The following is a 21,451-nucleotide window of genomic DNA, read 5'->3' as shown; positions in this document are numbered from 1 at the left end:
CTCCCGGCCGCCTATATCCAGTCGTCCGGCTCCGGCTCCGCGTCCATCTCGGGCCAGTCGTCGTGCATCTGCCTGTCGTCCTCCGCCGGCTTGGCATCCGCCGTCGGCTTGCCGTCCGTCGCCGGAGCCGCACCCGGGGCGTCGCCCAGTGAGGCCAGTACCGCCAGCACACCCTCCCCGTACGTCGTCAGCTTCTTCTCGCCGACCCCGCTGATGCCGCCGAGCTGCCGTACCGACGTCGGCCAGGCCAGGGCGATCTCCCGCAGCGTCGCGTCGTGGAAGATGACGTACGCCGGGACGCCCTGCTCCCGGGCCTGCTCGGCGCGCCAGGCACGCAGGGCCTCGAACGCCGGCTGCAGCGCCTCGGGCAGCTCGACCGCAGCGGCCTTGGCCTTGCGCTCGCCCCGGCCGGTGGACGAGGACGCCGACCGCGAGGTCGCCGGCTTCTTCGGCTCCTTGCGCAGTGGCACCTCCCGCTCGCGCCGCAGCACCGATCCGCTGGCCTCGGTCAGCACCAGCGTGCCGTACTCCCCCTCGACCGCGAGCAGCCCCTGGGCCAGCAACTGCCGTATGACGCCCCGCCATTCGCCCTCGGTCAGCTCCTCGCCGATGCCGAACACCGACAGCTGGTCGTGGTCGAACTGGATGACCTTGCCGGTGCGCTTGCCCAGGAGAATGTCGATGATCTGGACCGCGCCGAACTTCTGCCCACGTTCCCGCTGCAGCCGCACCACCGTCGACAGCACCTTCTGCGCGGCGACCGTGCCGTCCCAGGTCTCGGGCGGGGTCAGACACGTGTCGCAGTTGCCGCAGCCGGCCGGGTCCGGTTCCTGGCCGAAGTAGTTCAGCAGTTGTCCGCGCCGGCACCGGGCCGTCTCGCACAGCGCCAGCATCGAGTCCAGGTGGGCGGCGGCCCGCCGGCGGAACGCCTCGTCGCCCTCGCCGAGCTGGATCAGCTTGCGCTGCTGTATGACGTCGTTGAGGCCGTACGCCATCCAGGCCGTGGACGGCAGACCGTCGCGGCCCGCGCGGCCCGTCTCCTGGTAGTAGCCCTCGACCGACTTGGGCAGGTCGAGGTGGGCGACGAAGCGGACGTCCGGCTTGTCGATGCCCATGCCGAAGGCGATGGTCGCCACCACGACCAGTCCCTCCTCCCGCAGGAACCGGGACTGGTGCGCCGCGCGTGTGCCCGCGTCCAGACCGGCGTGGTACGGGACCGCCTCGATGCCGTTGCGGCTGAGGAACTCCGCCGTCGCCTCCACGGACTTGCGCGACAGGCAGTACACGATGCCCGCGTCGCCCGCGTGCTCCTCTTTCAGGAAGCCCAGCAGCTGCTTCTTGGGGTCGGCCTTGGGCACGATCCGGTACTGGATGTTGGGCCGGTCGAAGCTCGCCACGAAGTGCCGGGCCGTCGGCATGTGCAGCCGCTCGGTGATCTCCTGGTGCGTCGCGTGCGTGGCCGTCGCCGTGAGTGCGATGCGCGGCACGTCCGGCCAGCGCTCGCCGAGCAGGGACAGGGCCAGATAGTCGGGGCGGAAGTCGTGGCCCCACTGGGACACGCAGTGCGCCTCGTCGATCGCGAAGACGGAGATCTTGCCCCGGGAGAGGAGATCGAGGGTGGAGTCCAGGCGGAGCCGCTCCGGCGCCAGGTAGAGGAGGTCCAGCTCCCCGGCCAGGAACTCGGCCTCCACCACCCTGCGCTCGTCGAAGTCCTGCGTTGAGTTCATGAACCCGGCGCGCACGCCGAGCGCCCGCAGCGCGTCCACCTGGTCCTGCATCAGCGCGATGAGCGGCGAGACCACCACGCCCGTACCGGGTCTGACCAGGGCCGGGATCTGGTAGCACAGCGACTTGCCGCCACCGGTCGGCATGAGGACCACGGCGTCGCCGCCGGCCACCACATGCTCGATCACCGCCTCCTGCTCGCCCCGGAAGGCCTCGTACCCGAAGACCCGGTGCAGCGTGGCCAGCGCCTCGCTCTCAGTCGCCCCTGCCGTCCCGGTCACCCTTGGCATCGCGCTGATCCCGCCCATCCCACCCATAGTCCTGTCCCCCGTACGTCGTCCCTCGACCACTGCCTCCACGATAGGGGTCCGGACCGACAGCGCCGGAGTTATCCACAGGCTGTGCCTGCCGGGCCCGGCGTCAGCCCAATGGCTCCCGTCGCATGGCGCGCTCCCGACGGCCGGGACATGCTGCTCGGGCGGGACGGGGGTGGCCCGCCCATCCCCGAGCGCAAGGAGCACCGCGATGTCCCCTCGGCCCCTCAAGGCCGCCATCACCGTGGCGATGGCCGCTGCCTTCTCGCTGGCCGCCGTGCCCGCCCAGGCCGACACCGACCCCTCCGTCTGGACCGATCTCATCGACACGTACAACGCGACGGCCCAGTACGCCTACGAGGGCCTCGCCAAGGACGGTGGCTTCGTCCCGCTGGGCGGGTGCTACGCCACCACTGCGGGGGGCGTGGGCTACCACTACGTCAACAAGGCGAACATCGGCTCACTCGATCCGGCGAAACCCGCGGCGCTGGTCTACGCGGACAAGGTCGCCGACGACTTCGACTTCGTGGACACGGACGAGGTCGGCGCCAACCGCAAGCTGGTCGCGGTGGAGTGGATCGTCAAGGACACGGGGCAGGCCACGCCGACGCTGTTCGGCCAGACCTTCCAGAAGAACCCGGTCTCCGGTTACTACACCCTCCACGCGTGGATCTACCAGCCCAACGACAACGGGCTCTTCTCGGCGTACAACCCCGACGTCACGTGCGCGACCGCCTGATCAGGCATGCGCGAAGGCCCCGGCCCCCGCAGGGGGAACCGGGGCCTTGTGCGTGCCCGTCGCGGGTCAGCGCACGAACACTCCCGCCTGGCTCGCCAGGTCCAGGAAGTACTGCGGTGCGACACCGAGGACCAGCGTGACCACCACACCGAGCCCGATGGCGGTCATCGTCAGCGGGGAGGGCACGGCGACCGTGGGGCCCTCCGGCCTGGGCTCGCTGAAGAACATCAGCACGATCACGCGGATGTAGAAGAAGGCAGCGATGGCGGACGAGATCACACCGATCACGACCAGCGGGGCCGCCCCGCCCTCCGCCGCCGCCTTGAACACGGCGAACTTCCCGGCGAAGCCGGAGGTCAGCGGGATGCCGGCGAAGGCCAGCAGGAACACCGCGAACACGGCCGCCACCAGCGGTGAACGGCGGCCGAGTCCGGCCCACTTGGACAGGTGGGTGGCCTCGCCGCCCGCGTCGCGCACCAGGGTGACGACGGCGAAGGCGCCGATGGTCACGAAGGAGTACGCGGCCAGGTAGAACAGGACGGACGAGACGCCGTCCTTCGAGGTCGCGATGACACCCGCGAGGATGAATCCCGCGTGCGCGATCGACGAGTACGCCAGCAGCCGCTTGATGTCCGTCTGGGTGATCGCGACGATCGCGCCGCCCAGCATGGTGACGATCGCGACGGCCCACATGACCGGCCGCCAGTCCCAGCGCAGGCCGGGCAGGACGACGTACAGCAGGCGCAGCAGCGCGCCGAAGGCCGCCACCTTCGTCGCCGCCGCCATGAACCCGGTCACCGGGGTCGGCGCGCCTTGGTAGACGTCCGGCGTCCACATGTGGAACGGGACGGCGCCCACCTTGAACAGCAGCCCCATGACGATCATCGCGCCGCCGACCAGCAGCAGCGCGTCGTTGCCCATGGTGTCCGCGAGCGCCGGGTCGACGTTGGTGACCGTGCCGTCGACGACCCGCGCGATCGTCCCGTACGACACCGAGCCCGCGTACCCGTACAGCAGCGCGATGCCGAACAGCGTGAACGCCGAGGCGAAGGCGCCGAGCAGGAAGTACTTGACCGCCGCCTCCTGCGACATCAGCCGCTTGCGGCGGGCCAGGGCGCACAGCAGGTAGAGCGGGAGGGAGAAGACCTCCAGGGCCACGAAGAGGGTCAGCAGGTCGTTGGCCGAGGGGAAGACCAGCATTCCGGAGACCGCGAACAGCAGCAGCGGGAACACCTCGGTGGTGGTGAACCCGGCCTTCACGGCCGCCTTCTCGCTGTCGCTGCCCGGCACGGACGCGGCCTGCGCGGCGAAGGAGTCGACCCGGTTGCCGTGTGCCGCCGGGTCCAGGCGCCGCTCGGCGAAGGTGAACAGGCCGACCAGGCCGGCCAGCAGGATCGTGCCCTGCAGGAACAGGGACGGTCCGTCGACCGCGATCGCGCCCATCGCCGCGATGTGCGCCTTGGTGGTGCCGTATCCGTCGGCCGCGAGCGCCACGACCGCCGCGAAGGCGGCGACGAGCGCGACGGCGGAGACGAACACCTGGGCGTAGTAACGCGACCTGCGCGGCACGAACGCCTCGATCAGTACCCCGACGATCGCCGCGCCCACGACGATCAGGGTGGGCGACAACTGCCCGTACTCGATCTTCGGCGCGTTGATCTTCGAGATCGGTTCGGCCGCCGTTGCCGCCGTTGTCCACAGGCTGTGGACGGCTGCTGCGCTCACTTGGCCACCGCCTCCACCTCGGGCTTGGGGTCCTTCTTGTGTACGTCGGACAGGGTCGACTTCACTGCCGGGTTGACGATGTCCGTCACCGGCTTCGGGTAGACGCCCAGGAAGATCAGCAGAACGATCAGCGGAGCGACGACCACCAGTTCACGGGCTCTGAGGTCGGGCATCGCGGAGACCTCCGGTTTCACCGGGCCCGTCATTGTCCGCTGGTAGAGGACGAGGGCGTACAGCGCGGCGAGGACGATGCCGAAGGTGCCGATGATGCCGATCGCCGGGTAGCGCGTGAACGTGCCGACCAGGACGAGGAACTCGCTCACGAAGGGCGCGAGTCCCGGCAGGGAGAGCGTGGCCAGCGTGCCGATCAGGAACGTGCCGGCGAGCACCGGGGCGACCTTCTGCACGCCGCCGTAGTCGGCGATGAGCCGCGAGCCGCGCCGGGAGATCAGGAACCCGGCCAGCAGCATCCACGCGGCCGTGGAGATCCCGTGGTTGACCATGTAGAGGGTCGCGCCGGACTGGCCCTGGCTGGTCATCGCGAAGATGCCCATGATGATGAAGCCGAAGTGCGAGATGGACGCGTACGCCACCAGGCGCTTGATGTCCCGCTGGCCGACCGCGAGCAGCGCGCCGTAGACGATGCTGATGAGCGCCAGGACGAGGATCACGGGCGTCGCCCACTTGCTGGCCTCCGGGAAGAGCTGGAGGCAGAAGCGGAGCATCGCGAAGGTGCCCACCTTGTCGACGACCGCCGTGATGAGGACGGCGACCGGGGCGGTCGACTCCTGCATGGCGTTGGGCAGCCAGGTGTGCAGCGGCCACAGCGGCGCCTTCACCGCGAAGGCGAAGAAGAAGCCGAGGAACAGCCAGCGTTCGGTGCTGGTCGCCATGTGCAGCGAGCCGTTCGCGCGGGCCTGGGCGATCTCCTGGAGGCTGAAGTTCCCGGCGACCACGTACAGGCCGATCACCGCGGCCAGCATGATGAGGCCGCCGACCAGGTTGTAGAGGAGGAACTTCACGGCCGCGTACGACCGTTGCGTGGACGCCGCCTCCTCTCCGTGCTCGTGGGCACGGTCCCCGAAGCCGCCGATGAGGAAGTACATCGGGATGAGCATGGCTTCGAAGAAGATGTAGAAGAGGAAGACGTCGGTGGCCTCGAAGGAGATGATCACCATCGCCTCGACGCCCAGGATCAGGGCGAAGAAACCCTGTGTGGGACGCCAGCGACGGCTTCCGGTCTCCAGTGGGTCGGCGTCGTGCCAGCCCGCGAGGATGATGAACGGGATCAGCAGGGCGGTCAGCGCGATCAGCGCCACCGCGATGCCGTCCACGCCGAGTTCGTAGCGAACCCCGAAGTCCTTGATCCAGGCGTGGGATTCGGTGAGCTGGTAGCGGCCGCCGTCCGGGTCGAAGCGGACCAGGACGGTGACGGCCAGGGCGAGGGTGGCGAGCGAGACGGTCAGCGCCAGCCACTTGGCGGCGGTGCGCCGCGCGGCCGGTACGGCGGCTGTGGCGATCGCGCCGATCGCCGGGAGCACCGCCGTCGCTGTCAGCAGAGGAAAGGACATCGGTATCAGACCGCCCTCATCAGCAGGGTCGCGGCGACGATGATCGCCGCGCCGCCGAACATCGAGACCGCGTAGGAGCGCGCGTAGCCGTTCTGCAGCCTGCGCATGCGTCCGGACAGGCCCCCGACCGAGGCCGCCGTGCCGTTGACGACGCCGTCGACCAGGGTGTGGTCGACGTACACCAGGGAGCGGGTGAGGTGCTCGCCGCCGCGGACCAGGACGACGTGGTTGAAGTCGTCCTGCAGCAGGTCGCGCCGGGCGGCCCGGGTGAGCAGCGACCCGCGCGGGGCGACGGACGGCACCGGGCGGCGGCCGTACATGGCGTACGCGATGCCGACGCCGATGACCAGGCAGACCATCGTCGCGCCGGTGACGGCCCCGGCGCTGAGCGGGGAGTCGCCCTCGCTGTGCCCGGTGACGGGCTCCAGCCAGTGCAGGAAGCGGTCGCCGATGCTGAAGAACCCGCCGGCGAAGACCGAGCCGAAAGCCAGCACGATCATCGGGATCGTCATGACCTTCGGGGACTCGTGCGGGTGCGGCTCGGCGTGCTCGCCGCGGTGCTCGGCGGCGGGCTCCGCGCTCGGCGCCTCGGGGGAGCGAGTGGGCTGGTTCTTCCAGCGCTCCTCTCCGAAGAACGTCATCAGCATCACGCGCGTCATGTAGAAGGCGGTGATCGCCGCGCCCACCAGGGCGCAGGTGCCCAGGATCCAGCCCTCGGTGCCGCCCTTGGCGAAGGCAGCCTCGATGATCTTGTCCTTGGAGAAGAAGCCGGACAGACCCGGGAAGCCGATGATGGCGAGGTAGCCGAGGCCGAAGGTGATGAAGGTGATCGGCATGTACTTCCGGAGGCCGCCGTACTTGCGCATGTCGACCTCGTCGTTCATGCCGTGCATGACGGAACCGGCGCCGAGGAAGAGCCCGGCCTTGAAGAAGCCGTGCGTCACCAGGTGCATGATCGCGAAGACGTAGCCGATGGGGCCGAGGCCCGCCGCCAGCACCATGTAGCCGATCTGCGACATGGTCGAGCCGGCCAGCGCCTTCTTGATGTCGTCCTTCGCGCAACCGACGATCGCACCGAACAGGAGCGTGACCGCTCCGACCACGACCACCGCCGTCTGCGCGTCCGGCGCGCCGTTGAAGATCGACGCGGAGCGGACGATCAGGTAGACGCCCGCGGTCACCATCGTCGCGGCGTGGATGAGGGCCGAGACCGGGGTCGGGCCCTCCATCGCGTCCCCGAGCCAGGACTGCAGCGGCACCTGGGCGGACTTGCCGCAGGCGGCGAGCAGGAGCATCAGGGCGATGGCGGTGAGCTTGCCCTCCGAGGCGTCCCCCGCGTGGCTGAAGACCGGTCCGAAGGCGAAGGTGCCGAACGTCGCGAACATCAGCATGATCGCGATGGACAGGCCCATGTCGCCGACGCGGTTGACCAGGAAGGCCTTCTTCGCCGCCGTCGCCGCGCTGGGCTTGTGCTGCCAGAAGCCGATGAGGAGGTACGAGGCGAGACCGACGCCCTCCCAGCCGACGTACAGCAGCAGGTAGTTGTCGGCGATGACCAGGAGCAGCATCGCCGCGAGGAACAGGTTCAGATAGCCGAAGAAGCGGCGCCGGCGCTCGTCGTGCTCCATGTACCCGACCGAGTACAGGTGGATCAGCGAGCCGACGCCGGTGATCAGCAGGACGAACGTCATCGAGAGCTGGTCGAGGCGGAAGGTGACGTCCGCCTGGAAGCTCTCGACGGGGATCCACGTCCACAGGTGCTGGATCAGGGTGCGGTGTTCGGCGTTCTTGCCGAGCAGGTCGGCGAAGAGGATCACGGCGAACACGAAGGAGAGGGTCGACATCAGGACGCCGATCCAGTGGCCGACGGCATCGAGCCGCCGGCCGCCGCACAGCAGTACGGCCGCTCCGAGCAGTGGCGCCGCCACCAGCAGCGCAATCAGGTTCTCCACGATTCAGCGACCCCTCAGAGCTTCATCAGGCTGGCGTCGTCGACCGAGGCCGAGTGGCGGGAACGGAACAGGGACACGATGATCGCGAGTCCGACCACGACCTCCGCGGCGGCGACGACCATCGTGAAGAACGCGATGACCTGGCCGTCGAGGTTGCCGTGCATCCGGGAGAAGGTGACGAACGCGAGGTTGCAGGCGTTCAGCATCAGCTCGATGCACATGAACACCACGATGGCGTTGCGCCTGATCAGCACGCCGGTGGCACCGATCGTGAACAACAGGGCCGAGAGATACAGGTAGTTGACCGGGTTCACTTCGACGCCTCCTCCCGCTTGAAGGTGGCCGGTTCGATCTCGGTGCGCTCCAGGCGCTCCTGTGCGCGCTGCTCCAGCGCCCGCAGGTCGTTGAGCGCCTCGGCGGACACGTCACGGATCTGGCCGCGATCGCGCAGCGTCTTGCTGACCGTGAGGTCCGACGGGGTGCCGTCGGGGAGCAGGCCCGCGATGTCGACCGCGTTGTGCCGGGCGTACACACCGGGGGCCGGCAGCGGCGGGACGTTCTTGCCCTCGCGCACGCGCTGTTCGGACAGCTCGCGCTGGGTCTTGGCGCGCTCGGTGCGCTCGCGGTGGGTGAGCACCATGGCGCCGATGGCGGCCGTGATCAGCAGGGCGCCGGTGATTTCGAAGGCGAAGACGTACTTGGTGAAGATCAGGGCGGCGAGGCCCTGCACGTTGCCGTTCGCGTTCGCCTCGGCCAGGCCGTCGAACTGCTTGAGGGAGGCGTTGCCGATCCCGGCGAGCAGCAGGATGCCGAAGCCCAGGCCGCACAGGAGGGCCAGCCAGCGCTGGCCCTTGATGGTCTCCTTCAACGAGTCCGCGGCCGTCACGCCGACGAGCATCACCACGAACAGGAACAGCATCATGATCGCGCCGGTGTAGACGACGATCTGCACGATCCCCAGGAAGTAGGCGCCGTTGGCGAGGTAGAAGACCGCCAGGATGATCATGGTGCCGGCGAGGGAGAGCGCGCTGTGCACGGCCTTCTTCATGAAGACGGTGGACAGGGCGCCGATCACGGCGACGGTGCCGAGGACCCAGAACTGGAAGGCCTCTCCGGTGGAGGTGGAGTAGGCGGCGAGCTGCAGTGGGCTCATCGGCCGATCACCTTCTCCGACGCGGGCTCTTCCTCGCCGAAGGTGGAGGCGGCCTCCTGCGGGACCTCCCCCTTGGAGAGCGCCACCTGCTGCACCGTGCCCGGCGCGGCCTCGGTCACCAGGCCCCGGTAGTAGTCCTGTTCGTCGGTCCCCGGGTAGATCGCGTGCGGGGAGTCGACCATGCCCTCTTCCAGGCCGGCGAGCAGCTGCTCCTTGGTGTAGATGAGGTTGGCGCGGCTGGAGTCGGCCAGTTCGAACTCGTTGGTCATCGTGAGCGCGCGCGTGGGGCACGCCTCGATGCACAGGCCGCACAGGATGCAGCGGGCGTAGTTGATCTGGTACACGCGCCCGTACCGCTCGCCGGGCGAGTAGCGCTCCTCGTCCGTGTTGTCGGCGCCCTCCACGTAGATGGCGTCGGCGGGGCAGGCCCAGGCGCACAGCTCGCAGCCGACGCACTTCTCCAGGCCGTCCGGATGGCGGTTGAGCTGGTGCCGTCCGTGGAAGCGCGGAGCGGTGGTCTTCTTCTGCTCCGGGTACTGCTCGGTCAGCCGCTTCTTGAACATGGCCTTGAAGGTCACGCCGAAGCCGGCGACGGGGTTCATGAAACCGGGCTTGGTCTCCTTCGGCTCCTCAGCCATCGGACGCCTCCTTTCCATCCGTAGATCCGTCACTGGCAGTATCCGGTCCACCACTGACAATGAGCTCCCGCTCCCGGCGCGGGCTGCGCCGGGGAACCGGCGGAAGCTCCTGTCCGGGCAGTGGCGGTACGGGGAATCCGCCCGCCATGGGGTCGAATCCGGCGGGCTGCGCGGCGGGCTGTTCGCTCTCCTTGGCCTTCTCGCGGAAGATGTCGACGACGAAGGACAGGAGCAGCAGGGCGAGGACGCCGCCGCCGATGTAGAGGGCGATGTCGGCGAAGCCGTAGTTCTCGTTCCTCAGCGCCCGCACGGTCGCGACCAGCATCAGCCAGACCACGGACACGGGGATGAGGACCTTCCAGCCGAGCTTCATCAGCTGGTCGTAGCGGACCCGTGGGAGCGTGCCGCGCAGCCAGATGAAGAAGAACAGCAGCAGCTGCACCTTGATCACGAACCAGAGCAGCGGCCACCAGCCGTGGTTGGCGCCCTCCCAGAAGGTGCTGATCGGCCAGGGCGCGCGCCAGCCGCCGAGGAAGAGCGTGGTCGACACGGCCGAGACGGTCACCATGTTGACGTACTCGGCGAGCATGAACATCGCGAACTTGATCGACGAGTACTCGGTGTTGAAGCCGCCGACCAGGTCGCCCTCGGACTCCGGCATGTCGAAGGGGGCGCGGTTGGTCTCGCCGACCATGGTGACGATGTAGAGGATGAAGGAGACCGGCAGCAGCAGGATGTACCAGCGGTCGTGCTGCTGCGCGACGATCGTCGAGGTCGACATCGAGCCCGAGTAGAGGAACACCGAGGCGAAGGCGGCGCCCATGGCGATCTCGTAGGAGATCATCTGCGCGCAGGAGCGCAGGCCGCCGAGCAGCGGGTAGGTGGATCCGGAACTCCAGCCCGCGAGCACGATGCCGTAGATGCCGACCGAGGCGACCGCGAGGATGTAGAGCATCGCGATCGGCAGGTCGGTGAGCTGCATCGTGGTGCGGTGGCCGAAGATCGAGATCTCGTTGCCGGCCGGGCCGAAGGGGATCACCGCGATCGCCATGAAGGCCGGGATGGCCGCGACGATCGGCGCGAGGACGTAGACCACCTTGTCCGCGCGTTTGACGATGACGTCTTCCTTGAGCATCAGCTTGATGCCGTCGGCGAGCGACTGGAGCATGCCCCAGGGGCCGTGCCGGTTGGGGCCGATGCGCAGCTGCATCCAGGCGACGACCTTGCGCTCCCAGACGATGGAGAACAGCACGGTCACCATCAGGAAGGCGAAGCAGAAGACGGCCTTGATGACGACCAGCCACCAGGGGTCGCGGCCGAACATCGAGAGGTCTTCAGCGGCGAGGTACGGGTTCATGCCTCCACCTCCTTCGGGGCCTCGCCGACGGACGTCGCCGGGCCGATGCGGACGAGGGCGCCGGGCAGCGCCCCGGTGTCGGAGGCGACGCCGGTGCCGACGGAGTTCAGCGGAAGCCAGACCACCCGGTCAGGCATCTCCGTGATCCGCAGGGGCAGTTCGGTCGTTCCGGCGGGACCCGTCACGGCGAGGGCGTCGCCGTCCTTGACACCCGCCTCGGCGGCCGTCGCGGCCGACAGGCGCGCGTGGGCGGCGTGCCGGGTTCCGGCGAGCGCCTCGTCGCCCTGCTGGAGGACGCCGAGGTCGAGCAGGAGACGGTGCCCGGCGAGGACGGCCTCTCCGGCCGCCGGCCGCGGCAGCACGCCCGCGCTCTCCAGGGATCCGCCGGCCCGCGGGCCGTCCCAGGGGCCGAGCCGGTCGATCTCCGCGCGGATGGTGCGCAGATCCGGCAGGCCCAGGTGGACGTCCATGGCGTCGGCCAGCATCTGCAGCACGCGCGCGTCGGTCGGCGCGAGACGCCGGGTCATCTGGTCGGGCTTGAGCGCGGCCTCGAAGAAGCGCACGCGGCCTTCCCAGTTGAGGAAGGTGCCCGGCTTCTCGGCGACCGCGGCGACCGGCAGGACGACGCTGGCGTGCTCGCTGACCTCGCTGGGCCGCAGCTCCAGCGACACCACGAACCCGGCCTCGTGAAGTGCTTCACGTGCGCGTGCCGGGTCGGGCAGGTCGGCGATCTCGACGCCCGCGACCAGCAGGGCCTGCAGCTCGCCGTTGGCCGCGGCCTCGACGATCTGGCTGGTGTCGCGGCCGTAGCGGTGCGGGAGTTCGGCGAGCCCCCAGGCCGCGGCGACCTCCTCACGCGCGCGTGGGTCGGTCGCCGGGCGTCCGCCGGGCAGCAGCGACGGCAGCGCGCCCGCCTCGACGGCGCCGCGCTCTCCGGCGCGCCGCGGGATCCACACCAGCTGGGCGCCGGTGGCGGAGGCGGCCCGTACGGCGGCGGTGAGGCCGCCCGCGACGGCGGCGAGCCGCTCGCCGACGACGATGACCGCGCCCTCCCCGCGCAGCGCCTCGGCGGCCGTCGCACCGTCGCCGTCCAGGCCGACCCCGCTCGCGAGCGCGTCCAGCCATTCGGTCTCGGTACCGGGGGCCGCGGGAAGCAGGACACCACCCGCCTTCTCCAGGCCGCGCGTGGTGTGCGTGGCCAGCGAGAACACCTTCTGCCCGTGCTTGCGCCAGGCCTTGCGCAGCCTCAGGAAGACGCCGGGGGCCTCCTCCTCGGCCTCGAACCCGACCAGCAGGACGGCCGGCGCCTTCTCCAGGGAGGTGTACGTGACGCCCGTACCGTCCAGGTCACGGCCGTGCCCGGCGATCCGGGACGCCAGGAAGTCGGCTTCCTCACTGCTGTGCACGCGCGCGCGGAAGTCGATGTCGTTCGTGTCGAGCGCCACGCGCGCGAACTTGCTGTACGCGTAGGCGTCCTCGACGGTGAGGCGGCCGCCGGTGAGGACGCCGGTGCGGCCGCGCGAGGCGAGCAGACCCTGGGCCGCGATCTGCAGCGCCTCCGGCCAGGAGGCCGGTTCGAGGTCGCCCTCGGCGTTGCGTACCAGCGGTGTCTCGAGCCGGTCGCGCTGCTGCGCATACCGGAACGCGAAGCGGCCCTTGTCGCAGATCCACTCCTCGTTGACCTCGGGGTCGTTGGCCGCGAGCCGCCGCATGACCTTGCCCCGCCGGTGGTCGGTGCGGGTCGCGCAGCCGCCGGAGCAGTGCTCGCAGACCGACGGCGAGGAGACCAGGTCGAAGGGGCGGGAGCGGAATCGGTACGCCGCCGAGGTCAGCGCGCCCACCGGGCAGATCTGGATGGTGTTGCCGGAGAAGTACGACTCGAAGGGGTCGCCCTCGCCGGTGCCGACCTGCTGCAGCGCGCCGCGTTCCAGCAGCTCGATCATCGGGTCGCCCGCTACCTGGTTGGAGAAGCGGGTGCAGCGGGCGCACAGCACGCACCGCTCACGGTCGAGCAGCACCTGCGTGGAGATCGGGACAGGTTTCTCGTACGTCCGCTTCTTCCCCTCGAAGCGGGACTCGGCCTGGCCGTGCGACATGGCCTGGTTCTGCAGCGGGCACTCGCCGCCCTTGTCGCAGACCGGGCAGTCCAGCGGGTGGTTGATGAGCAGCAGCTCCATCACCCCGTGCTGGGCCTTCTCGGCGACCGGTGAGGTGAGGTGGGTCTTCACGACCATGCCGTCGGTGCAGGTGATGGTGCAGGACGCCATCGGCTTGCGCTGGCCCTCGACCTCGACGATGCACTGGCGGCAGGCGCCGGCCGGGTCGAGGAGGGGGTGGTCGCAGAAGCGGGGGATCTCGATGCCGAGCTGTTCGGCGGCCCGGATGACCAGGGTGCCCTTGGGCACGCTGATCTCGGCGCCGTCGATGGTCAGCGTCACGAGATCTTCCGGCGGGACCGCCGCCTCTCCCCCTCCCGCGGGAGCGTTGGTGGTCACGGTCATGCGTTCACCTCCGGGCGGTCGGCCCAGGCCGTCGACTTCGCCGGGTCGAAGGGGCAGCCCCGGCCGGTGATGTGCTGCTCGTACTCCTCGCGGAAGTACTTGAGCGAGGAGAAGATCGGCGAGGCGGCGCCGTCGCCGAGGGCGCAGAAGGACTTGCCGTTGATGTTGTCGGCGATGTCGTTCAGCTTGTCGAGGTCGGACATGGTGCCCTTGCCGGCCTCGATGTCGCGCAGCAACTGCACGAGCCAGTAGGTGCCTTCACGGCACGGTGTGCATTTGCCGCAGGACTCGTGGGCGTAGAACTCGGTCCAGCGGGTGACGGCGCGGACGACGCAGGTCGTCTCGTCGAAGCACTGCAGGGCCTTGGTGCCGAGCATCGAGCCGGCGGCGCCCACGCCCTCGTAGTCGAGGGGCACGTCGAGGTGCTCGTCGGTGAACATCGGCGTCGAGGAACCGCCCGGCGTCCAGAACTTCAGCCGGTGTCCCGGCCGCATCCCGCCGCTCATCTCGAGCAGCTGGCGGAGTGTGATGCCGAGCGGGGCCTCGTACTGGCCGGGGCTCGCGACATGGCCGCTGAGCGAGTAGAGCGTGAAGCCCGGGGACTTCTCGCTGCCCATCGACCGGAACCATTCTTTGCCCCGATGCAGAATCGCGGGAACCGACGCGATCGACTCGACGTTGTTCACAACAGTCGGGCACGCATAGAGGCCCGCCACCGCAGGGAAAGGGGGACGGAGCCGCGGTTGACCACGGCGGCCTTCGAGCGAGTCGAGCAGTGCGGTCTCCTCACCGCAGATGTACGCGCCGGCGCCGGCGTGCACGGTGAGTTCCAGATTCAGCCCGCTGCCCAGGATGTTCTCGCCGAGGTAGCCCGCCGCGTAGGCCTCGCGCACGGCCTCGTGCAACCGCCGCAGGACGGGGACGACTTCACCACGCAGATAGATGAAGGCATGCGACGACCTGATGGCATAACACGCGATGACAATGCCCTCGATGAGGCTGTGCGGGTTCGCGAAGAGGAGCGGGATGTCCTTACAGGTCCCCGGCTCCGATTCGTCGGCGTTGACAACTAGATAGTGTGGCTTTCCATCACCCTGGGGAATGAACTGCCATTTCATTCCCGTCGGGAATCCCGCGCCACCGCGGCCGCGCAGACCGGAGTCCTTGACGTAGGCGATCAGGTCGTCCGGCGACATGGCGAGCGCCTTGCGGAGCCCCTCGTAGCCCTCGTGCCTTCGGTAGACGTCCAGCGTCCAGGACTTGTCCTCGTCCCAGAAGGCCGACAGCACGGGTGCGAGCAGCTTCTCGGGGCTGGTGTCTTTGAGTTCGGGTGCCAAGGTCATCACTCCCCCTCCTCGGCGGCAGGCCCTGCCGGGTGGGCTGGGTCGGAGGCCGACGTGTCCTGTGGCGCGTCGTGTGAGCTGAGGTGCTCGGTCGGAGAGGGCTCGTGCACGGCCCTGTCCTGCTCGTCGTGCGGTCCGCCGTCCCGTGGATGGACCACGCGCGCGGGTGCGGTCTCCCCCTTTGCCAGGCGGAGGCCCACCAGCGACGCCGGTCCCGCACTGCCGCTCGCCTCGACGGCCCCTGGCCGCTCGTCGGGGAAGCCGGCCAGGATCCGCGCGGTCTCCTTGAAGGTGCACAGGCGCGCCCCGCGCGTGGGCTCGACCTCCCGTCCCGCGCGCAGGTCGTCGACGAGGCGCTTGGCGCTGGCCGGGGACTGCTTGTCGAAGAACTCCCAGTTGACCATCACCACCGGCGCGAAGTCGCAGGCCGCGTTGCACTCGATGTGCTCCAGGGTGACCTTGCCGTCCTCGGTGGTCTCGCCGTTGCCGACGCCGAGGTGCTCCTGGAGCTCCTCGAAGATCGCGTCGCCGCCCATCACCGCACACAGGGTGTTGGTGCAGACACCCACCTGGTAGTCACCGCTCGGCTTGCGCCGGTACATCGTGTAGAAGGTCGCGACGGCGGTGACCTCGGCCGTGGTCAGGTCCAGCACGTCCGCGCAGAACTGCATCCCGGTGCGCGTGACATGGCCCTCCTCCGACTGCACCAGGTGCAGCAGCGGCAGCAGGGCCGAGCGGGAGTCCGGGTAGCGGGCGATGATCTCGCGCGCGTCCGTCTCCAGCCGGGCTCGGACGTCGTCCGGGTAGGCGGGCGCGGGCAGTTCGGGCATGCCCAGGCTGACGCCCCGCTCGGAAGAACTGGTGGTCACCGGTCGACGCCTCCCATCACGGGGTCGATGGACGCGACGGCGACGATGACGTCGGCGACCTGGCCGCCCTCGCACATCGCCGCCATGGCCTGCAGGTTGGTGAAGGACGGGTCGCGGAAGTGGACCCGGAAGGGGCGGGTGCCGCCGTCGGACACGGCGTGCACCCCGAGTTCGCCCTTGGGTGACTCGACGGCCGCGTACGCCTGTCCCGGCGGGACGCGGAAGCCCTCGGTGACCAGCTTGAAGTGGTGGATCAGGGCCTCCATGGAGGTGCCCATGATCTTCTTGATGTGGTCGAGGGAGTTGCCGAGCCCGTCCGGTCCCAGGGCGAGCTGGGCGGGCCAGGCGATCTTCTTGTCGGCGACCATGACCGGCCCGGGCTGCAGCCGGTCCAGGCACTGCTCGATGATCCCCAGCGACTGGCGCATCTCCTCGAGGCGGATCAGGAAGCGCCCGTAGGAGTCGCAGGTGTCGGCGGTCGGGATCTCGAAGTCGTAGGTCTCGTAGTCGCAGTAGGGCTGTGCCTTGCGCAGGTCGTGCGGCAGGCCGGTGGAGCGCAGGATCGGTCCCGTCGCGCCGAGGGCCATGCAGCCGGCCAGGTCGAGGTAGCCGACGTCCTGCATACGGGCCTTGAAGATGGGGTTCCCGGTGGCGAGCTTGTCGTACTCCGGGAGGTTCTTCCTCATCTTCTTCACGAACTCGCGGATGTGGTCCACCGCGCCGGGCGGCAGGTCCTGGGCGAGTCCGCCGGGCCGGATGTACGCGTGGTTCATGCGCAGGCCCGTGATGAGCTCGTAGATGTCGAGAATCATTTCACGATCACGGAATCCGTAGATCATGATCGTGGTGGCGCCGAGCTCCATACCGCCGGTGGCGATGCACACCAGGTGCGAGGAGAGCCGGTTCAGCTCCATCAGGAGCACCCGGATGATCTTGGCGCGCTCGGTGATCTGGTCCTCGATGCCGAGGAGCTTCTCGACGGCGAGACAGTAGGCGGTCTCGTTGAAGAAGGACGTCAGGTAGTCCATGCGCGTCACGAACGTGGTGCCCTGCGTCCACGTGCGGAACTCGAGGTTCTTCTCGATGCCGGTGTGGAGGTAGCCGATGCCACAGCGGGCCTCGGTGACCGTCTCGCCCTCGATCTCCAGGATCAGGCGCAGCACCCCGTGGGTGGAGGGGTGCTGGGGGCCCATGTTGACGACGATGCGCTCGTCGTCGGCGCGGGCGGCGGACTGGACGACCTCGTCCCAGTCGCCTCCGGTGACCGTGTAGACGGTGCCCTCGGTGGTCTCGCGGGCCGAAGCGGCCGCGGCTGCTGACTGCGTGCTCACGAGTACGACCTCCGCTGGTCCGGAGCCGGGATCTGGGCGCCCTTGTACTCGACGGGGATGCCGCCGAGGGGGTAGTCCTTGCGCTGCGGATGGCCCTGCCAGTCGTCCGGCATCATGATCCGGGTCAGGGCCGGGTGACCGTCGAAGACGATCCCGAAGAAGTCGTAGGTCTCGCGCTCGTGCCAGTCGTTGGTCGGGTACACGGAGACCAGGGACGGGATGTGCGGGTCGGCGTCCGGGGCGCTGACCTCGAGGCGGATCAGCCGGTTGTGGGTGATCGAGCGCAGGTGGTAGACGGCGTGCAGCTCGCGTCCCTTGTCGTGGAGGTAGTGGACACCGCTGACGCCGGTGCACAGCTCGAAGCGCAGGGCCGGGTCGTCGCGCAGGGTGCGGGCGACGCGCAGCAGGTGCTCGCGCTCGATGTGGAAGGTGAGTTCGCCGCGGTCGACGACCGTCTTCTCGATGGCGTTGTCGGGGAGCAGTCCCTGTTCCTCCAGGGCGCCCTCCAGTTCGTCGGCGACCTCGTCGAACCAGCCGCCGTAGGGGCGGGCCGCCGGTCCCGGGAGACGGACCGAGCGGACCAGGCCGCCGTAGCCGGAGGTGTCGCCGCCGTTGTTGGCGCCGAACATGCCGCGCTGGACGCGGATCTCCTCGCCGCCCTCGCCGCGCTGGCCGGGGAGGTTGGAGGCGCCGAGGTCCTTCTCGGGGTTCACCCCGTTCGCGGAACCGTTCGCGCCGGTGCCGTTCGCGTCGCTCACCGCAGCAGCCCCTTCATCTCGATCGTGGGCAGGGCCTTGAGCGCCGCTTCCTCCGCCTCGCGGGCCGCTTCCTCGGCGTTCACGCCGAGCTTGGAGTTCTGGATCTTGTGGTGCAGCTTGAGGATGGCGTCCATCAGCATCTCGGGCCGCGGCGGGCAGCCGGGGAGATAGATGTCGACCGGGACGATGTGGTCGACGCCCTGGACGATCGCGTAGTTGTTGAACATGCCGCCCGAGGAGGCGCAGACCCCCATGGAGATCACCCACTTGGGGTTCGGCATCTGGTCGTAGACCTGCCGCAGCACCGGCGCCATCTTCTGGCTGACCCGGCCCGCGACGATCATCAGGTCCGCCTGGCGGGGCGAACCGCGGAAGACCTCCATGCCGAAGCGCGCCAGGTCGTAGCGGCCGGCGCCGGTGGTCATCATCTCGATGGCGCAGCAGGCCAGGCCGAAGGTGGCCGGGAAGACGGACGCCTTGCGCACCCAGCCCGCGGCCTGCTCGACGGTGGTCAGCAGGAAGCCGCTCGGCAGCTTTTCTTCGAGTCCCATGTCGTTAAAGGCCCCTCAGTCCCATTCCAGGCCGCCGCGCCGCCATACGTACGCGTACGCGACGAAGACGGTGAGCACGAAGAGCAGCATCTCCACGAGCCCGAAGATCCCCAGGGCGTCGAAGGTGACGGCCCAGGGGTAGAGGAAGACGATCTCGATGTCGAAGACGATGAAGAGCATCGCCGTCAGGTAGTACTTGATGGGGAAGCGCCCGCCGCCGGCCGGCGTGGGGGTCGGCTCGATACCGCACTCGTAGGCCTCGAGCTTGGCCCGGTTGTACCGCTTCGGACCGATCAGCGTGGCCATGACCACGGAGAAGATCGCAAAGCCTGCCCCGAGGGCTCCCAGTACGAGGATGGGCGCATAGGCGTTCACCGCTCCTCGCTCCTCTCAGTCGGCACTGACTGCTGGCGATGGCATCGGACTCACACCGGCCTCATACGTCTCTCTCACCCCGCTCGTCCCGGCGAAGATCGAGAACATGTGAAGCAGGTCACAAGCCCAACTGCCTCGCATCTTATGCCCGACGCTCTGTGATCTGCGACACGGGGTATTGCACAAGCTTTGTGATCTCCACCACCTGACGAAGGATCATGGACTCGGAAGAGCGGTGATCTTCGCACGAGAGGCGTCCGACTGATCACCAGAGGTGACATTTTTGCTCGTCGGCGCAGTTCGCGGGGGGCGTCTCAATATCAAGAGACTTCCCTTGCATGCAAATTGGTGCTGGACCGGATGTCTTGATAGAGGACCGCGTTCACACATCAGAGGGAGGGGCGGGGTGTGGTGTGGACGCGTGCACGCGTTCACGAGCGAGTCCCGGTCGCGATCCGGCCGCAATCAGGTCGTGATCTTCGCGCAGGACGCGGGCGATCTCGTAACCGTTGCGTGACCTCCGCCACATTCACAAGAGCCCCCTGAGAACCGGGCTTGGCCAACGGTCTCAACCGATGGTAGGTGCGGGGCAATTCGGGCGTATAGACGAAAGACCGTGATCACGGGCCCGATGGACGGCGTCCGCAATGTCCGTTACGGCGTCAATAAAGAACTCCGCGAGGGGAATTTGGGCCGCCCATTGAGCAACTGTGGCGCACCACACGTTTCTTGAAGGTATGGAGGAGCCCCTGATACCGGTTGTTCTCATGTCCCACACCGCTCACATACGCAGCCACCGGAAACCCCGCCGCAACGCGACGACGAGTCTCGCGGTGCGTGCCGGAGTTGCCGGTGGCGTTCTCAGCATGGCGGCGGCGGGTGCGTCGGCCTCGGCGAGCGCCGCCGAGACGACGCAGACCCTGCAACTGCCCACCCTGACGGCCGACCTGGCCGCTCAGGTCGCCCAGTCCGCGGACGCCACGCAGCAGGCGGCCGCGAACTACCAGCTGCAGGCGGAGCGTGACGCGGCCGCCGCGAAGGCCGCAAAGCAGGCCAAGGCGGACCTCGCCGCGGCCAAGAAGAAGGCGGAGGCCAAGAAGAAGGCGGAGGCCGCCCGCAAGGCCGCCGCCGAGCAGGCCGCGTCCCGCAGTGCCGAGCGGACCACGCTGGCCGCCACGACGACCAGCACCGCCTCCACGAGCTCCTCGACGGCCACCGGTTCGGCCGCCGCGGTCATCGCCTTCGTGAAGGCACAGATCGGCGACGCCTACGTCTCCGGCGGCACCGGCCCCAACTCCTGGGACTGCTCCGGCCTCGTGCAGACCGCCTTCAAGCAGGTCGGCATCAGCCTGCCGCGCGTCTCGCAGGACCAGTCGACGGCCGGCACCCAGGTCTCGCTGAGCAACCTGCAGCCGGGCGACATCCTGTACTGGGGCAGCGCGGGCAGCGCCTACCACGTGGCGGTGTACGTCGGTGACGGCATGTTCGTCGGCGCGCAGAACCCGTCGACCGGTGTGGTCGAGAAGCCGCTGTCGTACGACCCGCCGACCGGCGCGGTGCGGGTGCTCTGACTCCCGTCACGACATGGAGGGCCGCAGCCGCTCGGGGGCAGCGGCCCTCCGTCACGCCGTTCTTGACCCCTTGACCGCCAGCGAGTGAGCGCTGTTGTCGCCGGTGAGGACCGTACTACTGGAGTCGCGGAGGCTGCCCTTGAGTTGGGCCCCAGTTCGGCGCCGTTTTCCTCTTTTGTGCACTCCTTTGTCGCCTTACCATGCGCCATGCCTGGCTTGTCCCACTCCGAGATGTTGGCGGACAGCCGGTCGCGTGCGCGTCCGTCGCCGTAGTCGCGGGGGACGTTCCGTACGGAGGCGACCTTCGCGAGCTGGTGCCATAAGGCCAGCGTGTCTGCCACTCCCCTGGCGCCCGCGAGCAAGCGTCTGCGGGTATGCCGGAGTTCGCCTGCGGCTGCTGGGTGCTGGGTGCTGCACAAGCCGTGCCGGGACGTCACCGAGTTCGGGCCCGATCTTGCGGCGGTCGTCGCGCCGGTCAGCCATCCGCCTGAGTGCCTCCTTGCGGTCCCGCCCGGAGAGCCGGTCCAGGTAGACCTGGCCGTTCACATGGTCGGTAGGCGTCCGCCCGCCGCGCGGCCAGGACGGCCGAGCTGAGCCGCGGCTGACGGTCGGGGGGTCGGGGCACGCGCCGGACGGGGTCAGGGGACGCGCCTGTCGTGGTGGGTGGCGGCCAGCTCACGCTCGAGGGGCGTCAGTTCGTCGTCCCGTACCGGCGTGGCCATGGTCCAGTGGCTGCCGATCGGGCAGTGCTGCCAGCGGTACCGGCCGAGGCGGACGGACTTGAAGGAGACCCCGGGGATCCAGGTCGTCGTGTAGAGGTGCCCATCGCGGCAGCGGACGACCGTCCGGCCGCCGCCGTTGCCGCGACGGCGCGCGTACGCCGTCGTGCCGGCCGCCAGGACCGCCACGACGAGGGCGAGGAGAAGAAGGGCTGCCGGGGTCTTCATGGGTGCCACACCTGCGATCGGGGCCGGGTAG

Annotated in this window: 18 protein-coding genes and 1 pseudogene; 2 read left to right on the top strand and 17 right to left on the bottom strand. The window is 69.1% G+C overall.

Features of this window, described 5'->3' with window-relative positions:
- Positions 1 to 11 precede the first annotated feature (11 nt).
- Positions 12 to 2,042: a DNA helicase RecQ gene (gene recQ / locus ACWCQ1_RS23720; protein ID WP_451027308.1), complete on the bottom strand. Its 2,031-nt coding sequence runs from the start codon at positions 2,040 to 2,042 to the stop codon at positions 12 to 14.
- Positions 2,043 to 2,250: 208 nt separating this feature from the next.
- Here recQ and ACWCQ1_RS23715 point away from each other — a divergent pair, with 208 nt between their 5' ends.
- Positions 2,251 to 2,778, top strand: coding sequence for a hypothetical protein (locus ACWCQ1_RS23715; protein ID WP_358593144.1), 528 nt, complete (start codon positions 2,251 to 2,253; stop codon positions 2,776 to 2,778).
- A 66-nt stretch (positions 2,779 to 2,844) separates the two neighbouring features.
- Here the strand turns inward: ACWCQ1_RS23715 and nuoN are convergent, their stop codons facing one another.
- Genes nuoN through ACWCQ1_RS23645 form a run of 14 tightly spaced genes read right to left on the bottom strand, consistent with a single transcriptional unit; the run spans position 2,845 to position 18,902 of the window.
- On the bottom strand, positions 2,845 to 4,503 hold the full coding sequence (nuoN, locus tag ACWCQ1_RS23710) for an NADH-quinone oxidoreductase subunit NuoN (protein ID WP_133043367.1): 1,659 nt from the start codon (positions 4,501 to 4,503) through the stop codon (positions 2,845 to 2,847).
- Entirely contained in the window at positions 4,500 to 6,074 is a 1,575-nt protein-coding gene (locus tag ACWCQ1_RS23705) for an NADH-quinone oxidoreductase subunit M (protein ID WP_133043368.1), read from the bottom strand. Before ACWCQ1_RS23705 ends, nuoN begins: the two co-directional genes overlap by 4 nt.
- 5 nt (positions 6,075 to 6,079) lie before the next feature.
- On the bottom strand, positions 6,080 to 8,026 hold the full coding sequence (gene nuoL, locus ACWCQ1_RS23700) for an NADH-quinone oxidoreductase subunit L (protein ID WP_133043369.1): 1,947 nt from the start codon (positions 8,024 to 8,026) through the stop codon (positions 6,080 to 6,082).
- A 14-nt stretch (positions 8,027 to 8,040) separates the two neighbouring features.
- Entirely contained in the window at positions 8,041 to 8,340 is a 300-nt protein-coding gene (nuoK, locus tag ACWCQ1_RS23695) for an NADH-quinone oxidoreductase subunit NuoK (RefSeq protein ID WP_016437642.1), read from the bottom strand.
- Positions 8,337 to 9,179 (bottom strand): NADH-quinone oxidoreductase subunit J, encoded by an 843-nt coding sequence (locus ACWCQ1_RS23690; RefSeq protein WP_133043370.1) that lies wholly within the window; start codon positions 9,177 to 9,179, stop codon positions 8,337 to 8,339. Before ACWCQ1_RS23690 ends, nuoK begins: the two co-directional genes overlap by 4 nt.
- Complete coding sequence (gene nuoI, locus ACWCQ1_RS23685; RefSeq protein ID WP_356771113.1) at positions 9,176 to 9,817, bottom strand: NADH-quinone oxidoreductase subunit NuoI; 642 nt, start codon at positions 9,815 to 9,817, stop codon at positions 9,176 to 9,178. Before nuoI ends, ACWCQ1_RS23690 begins: the two co-directional genes overlap by 4 nt.
- Positions 9,810 to 11,174, bottom strand: coding sequence for an NADH-quinone oxidoreductase subunit NuoH (nuoH, locus tag ACWCQ1_RS23680; protein WP_358593143.1), 1,365 nt, complete (start codon positions 11,172 to 11,174; stop codon positions 9,810 to 9,812). The genes nuoI and nuoH overlap by 8 nt, the downstream gene beginning before the upstream one ends.
- Complete coding sequence (locus ACWCQ1_RS23675) at positions 11,171 to 13,675, bottom strand: NADH-quinone oxidoreductase subunit G (RefSeq protein WP_133043373.1); 2,505 nt, start codon at positions 13,673 to 13,675, stop codon at positions 11,171 to 11,173. The genes nuoH and ACWCQ1_RS23675 overlap by 4 nt, the downstream gene beginning before the upstream one ends.
- Positions 13,672 to 15,018, bottom strand: coding sequence for an NADH-quinone oxidoreductase subunit NuoF (gene nuoF, locus ACWCQ1_RS23670; RefSeq protein WP_276622216.1), 1,347 nt, complete (start codon positions 15,016 to 15,018; stop codon positions 13,672 to 13,674). Before nuoF ends, ACWCQ1_RS23675 begins: the two co-directional genes overlap by 4 nt.
- Positions 15,018 to 15,887 (bottom strand): NADH-quinone oxidoreductase subunit NuoE, encoded by an 870-nt coding sequence (gene nuoE / locus ACWCQ1_RS23665; RefSeq protein WP_451027307.1) that lies wholly within the window; start codon positions 15,885 to 15,887, stop codon positions 15,018 to 15,020. Before nuoE ends, nuoF begins: the two co-directional genes overlap by 1 nt.
- Positions 15,884 to 17,218, bottom strand: coding sequence for an NADH-quinone oxidoreductase subunit D (locus ACWCQ1_RS23660; protein WP_133043376.1), 1,335 nt, complete (start codon positions 17,216 to 17,218; stop codon positions 15,884 to 15,886). The genes nuoE and ACWCQ1_RS23660 overlap by 4 nt, the downstream gene beginning before the upstream one ends.
- Positions 17,215 to 17,976 carry an NADH-quinone oxidoreductase subunit C gene (locus ACWCQ1_RS23655; protein ID WP_133043377.1) on the bottom strand — a complete coding sequence of 254 codons (762 nt, stop codon included), beginning with the start codon at positions 17,974 to 17,976 and terminating at the stop codon, positions 17,215 to 17,217. The genes ACWCQ1_RS23660 and ACWCQ1_RS23655 overlap by 4 nt, the downstream gene beginning before the upstream one ends.
- The gene (locus tag ACWCQ1_RS23650) at positions 17,973 to 18,527 is read right to left on the bottom strand and encodes a NuoB/complex I 20 kDa subunit family protein (protein ID WP_055635348.1); all 555 of its coding nucleotides are present in this window, start codon (positions 18,525 to 18,527) and stop codon (positions 17,973 to 17,975) included. The genes ACWCQ1_RS23655 and ACWCQ1_RS23650 overlap by 4 nt, the downstream gene beginning before the upstream one ends.
- Positions 18,528 to 18,542: 15 nt before the next feature.
- Complete coding sequence (locus ACWCQ1_RS23645; protein WP_003992243.1) at positions 18,543 to 18,902, bottom strand: NADH-quinone oxidoreductase subunit A; 360 nt, start codon at positions 18,900 to 18,902, stop codon at positions 18,543 to 18,545.
- A 767-nt stretch (positions 18,903 to 19,669) separates the two neighbouring features.
- Here ACWCQ1_RS23645 and ACWCQ1_RS23640 point away from each other — a divergent pair.
- On the top strand, positions 19,670 to 20,473 hold the full coding sequence (locus tag ACWCQ1_RS23640; RefSeq protein WP_133043378.1) for a C40 family peptidase: 804 nt from the start codon (positions 19,670 to 19,672) through the stop codon (positions 20,471 to 20,473).
- 462 nt (positions 20,474 to 20,935) lie between these two features.
- On the opposite strand, the pseudogene ACWCQ1_RS23635 reads toward ACWCQ1_RS23640, so the two are convergent.
- Both ACWCQ1_RS23635 and ACWCQ1_RS23630 read right to left on the bottom strand, forming a co-directional pair.
- Positions 20,936 to 21,028: pseudogene (locus ACWCQ1_RS23635) on the bottom strand (peptide deformylase); the annotation flags it as partial.
- Between the two features lie 83 nt (positions 21,029 to 21,111).
- Positions 21,112 to 21,420, bottom strand: a complete 309-nt coding sequence (locus tag ACWCQ1_RS23630) for a hypothetical protein (protein WP_358593141.1) — start codon at positions 21,418 to 21,420, stop codon at positions 21,112 to 21,114.
- Positions 21,421 to 21,451: the final 31 nt, after the last annotated feature.

This window comes from Streptomyces sp. NPDC002144 (assembly GCF_053593695.1).
Note: the sequence above shows the minus strand (reverse complement) of the source record. Positions and strands in the feature narration are given on the sequence as shown.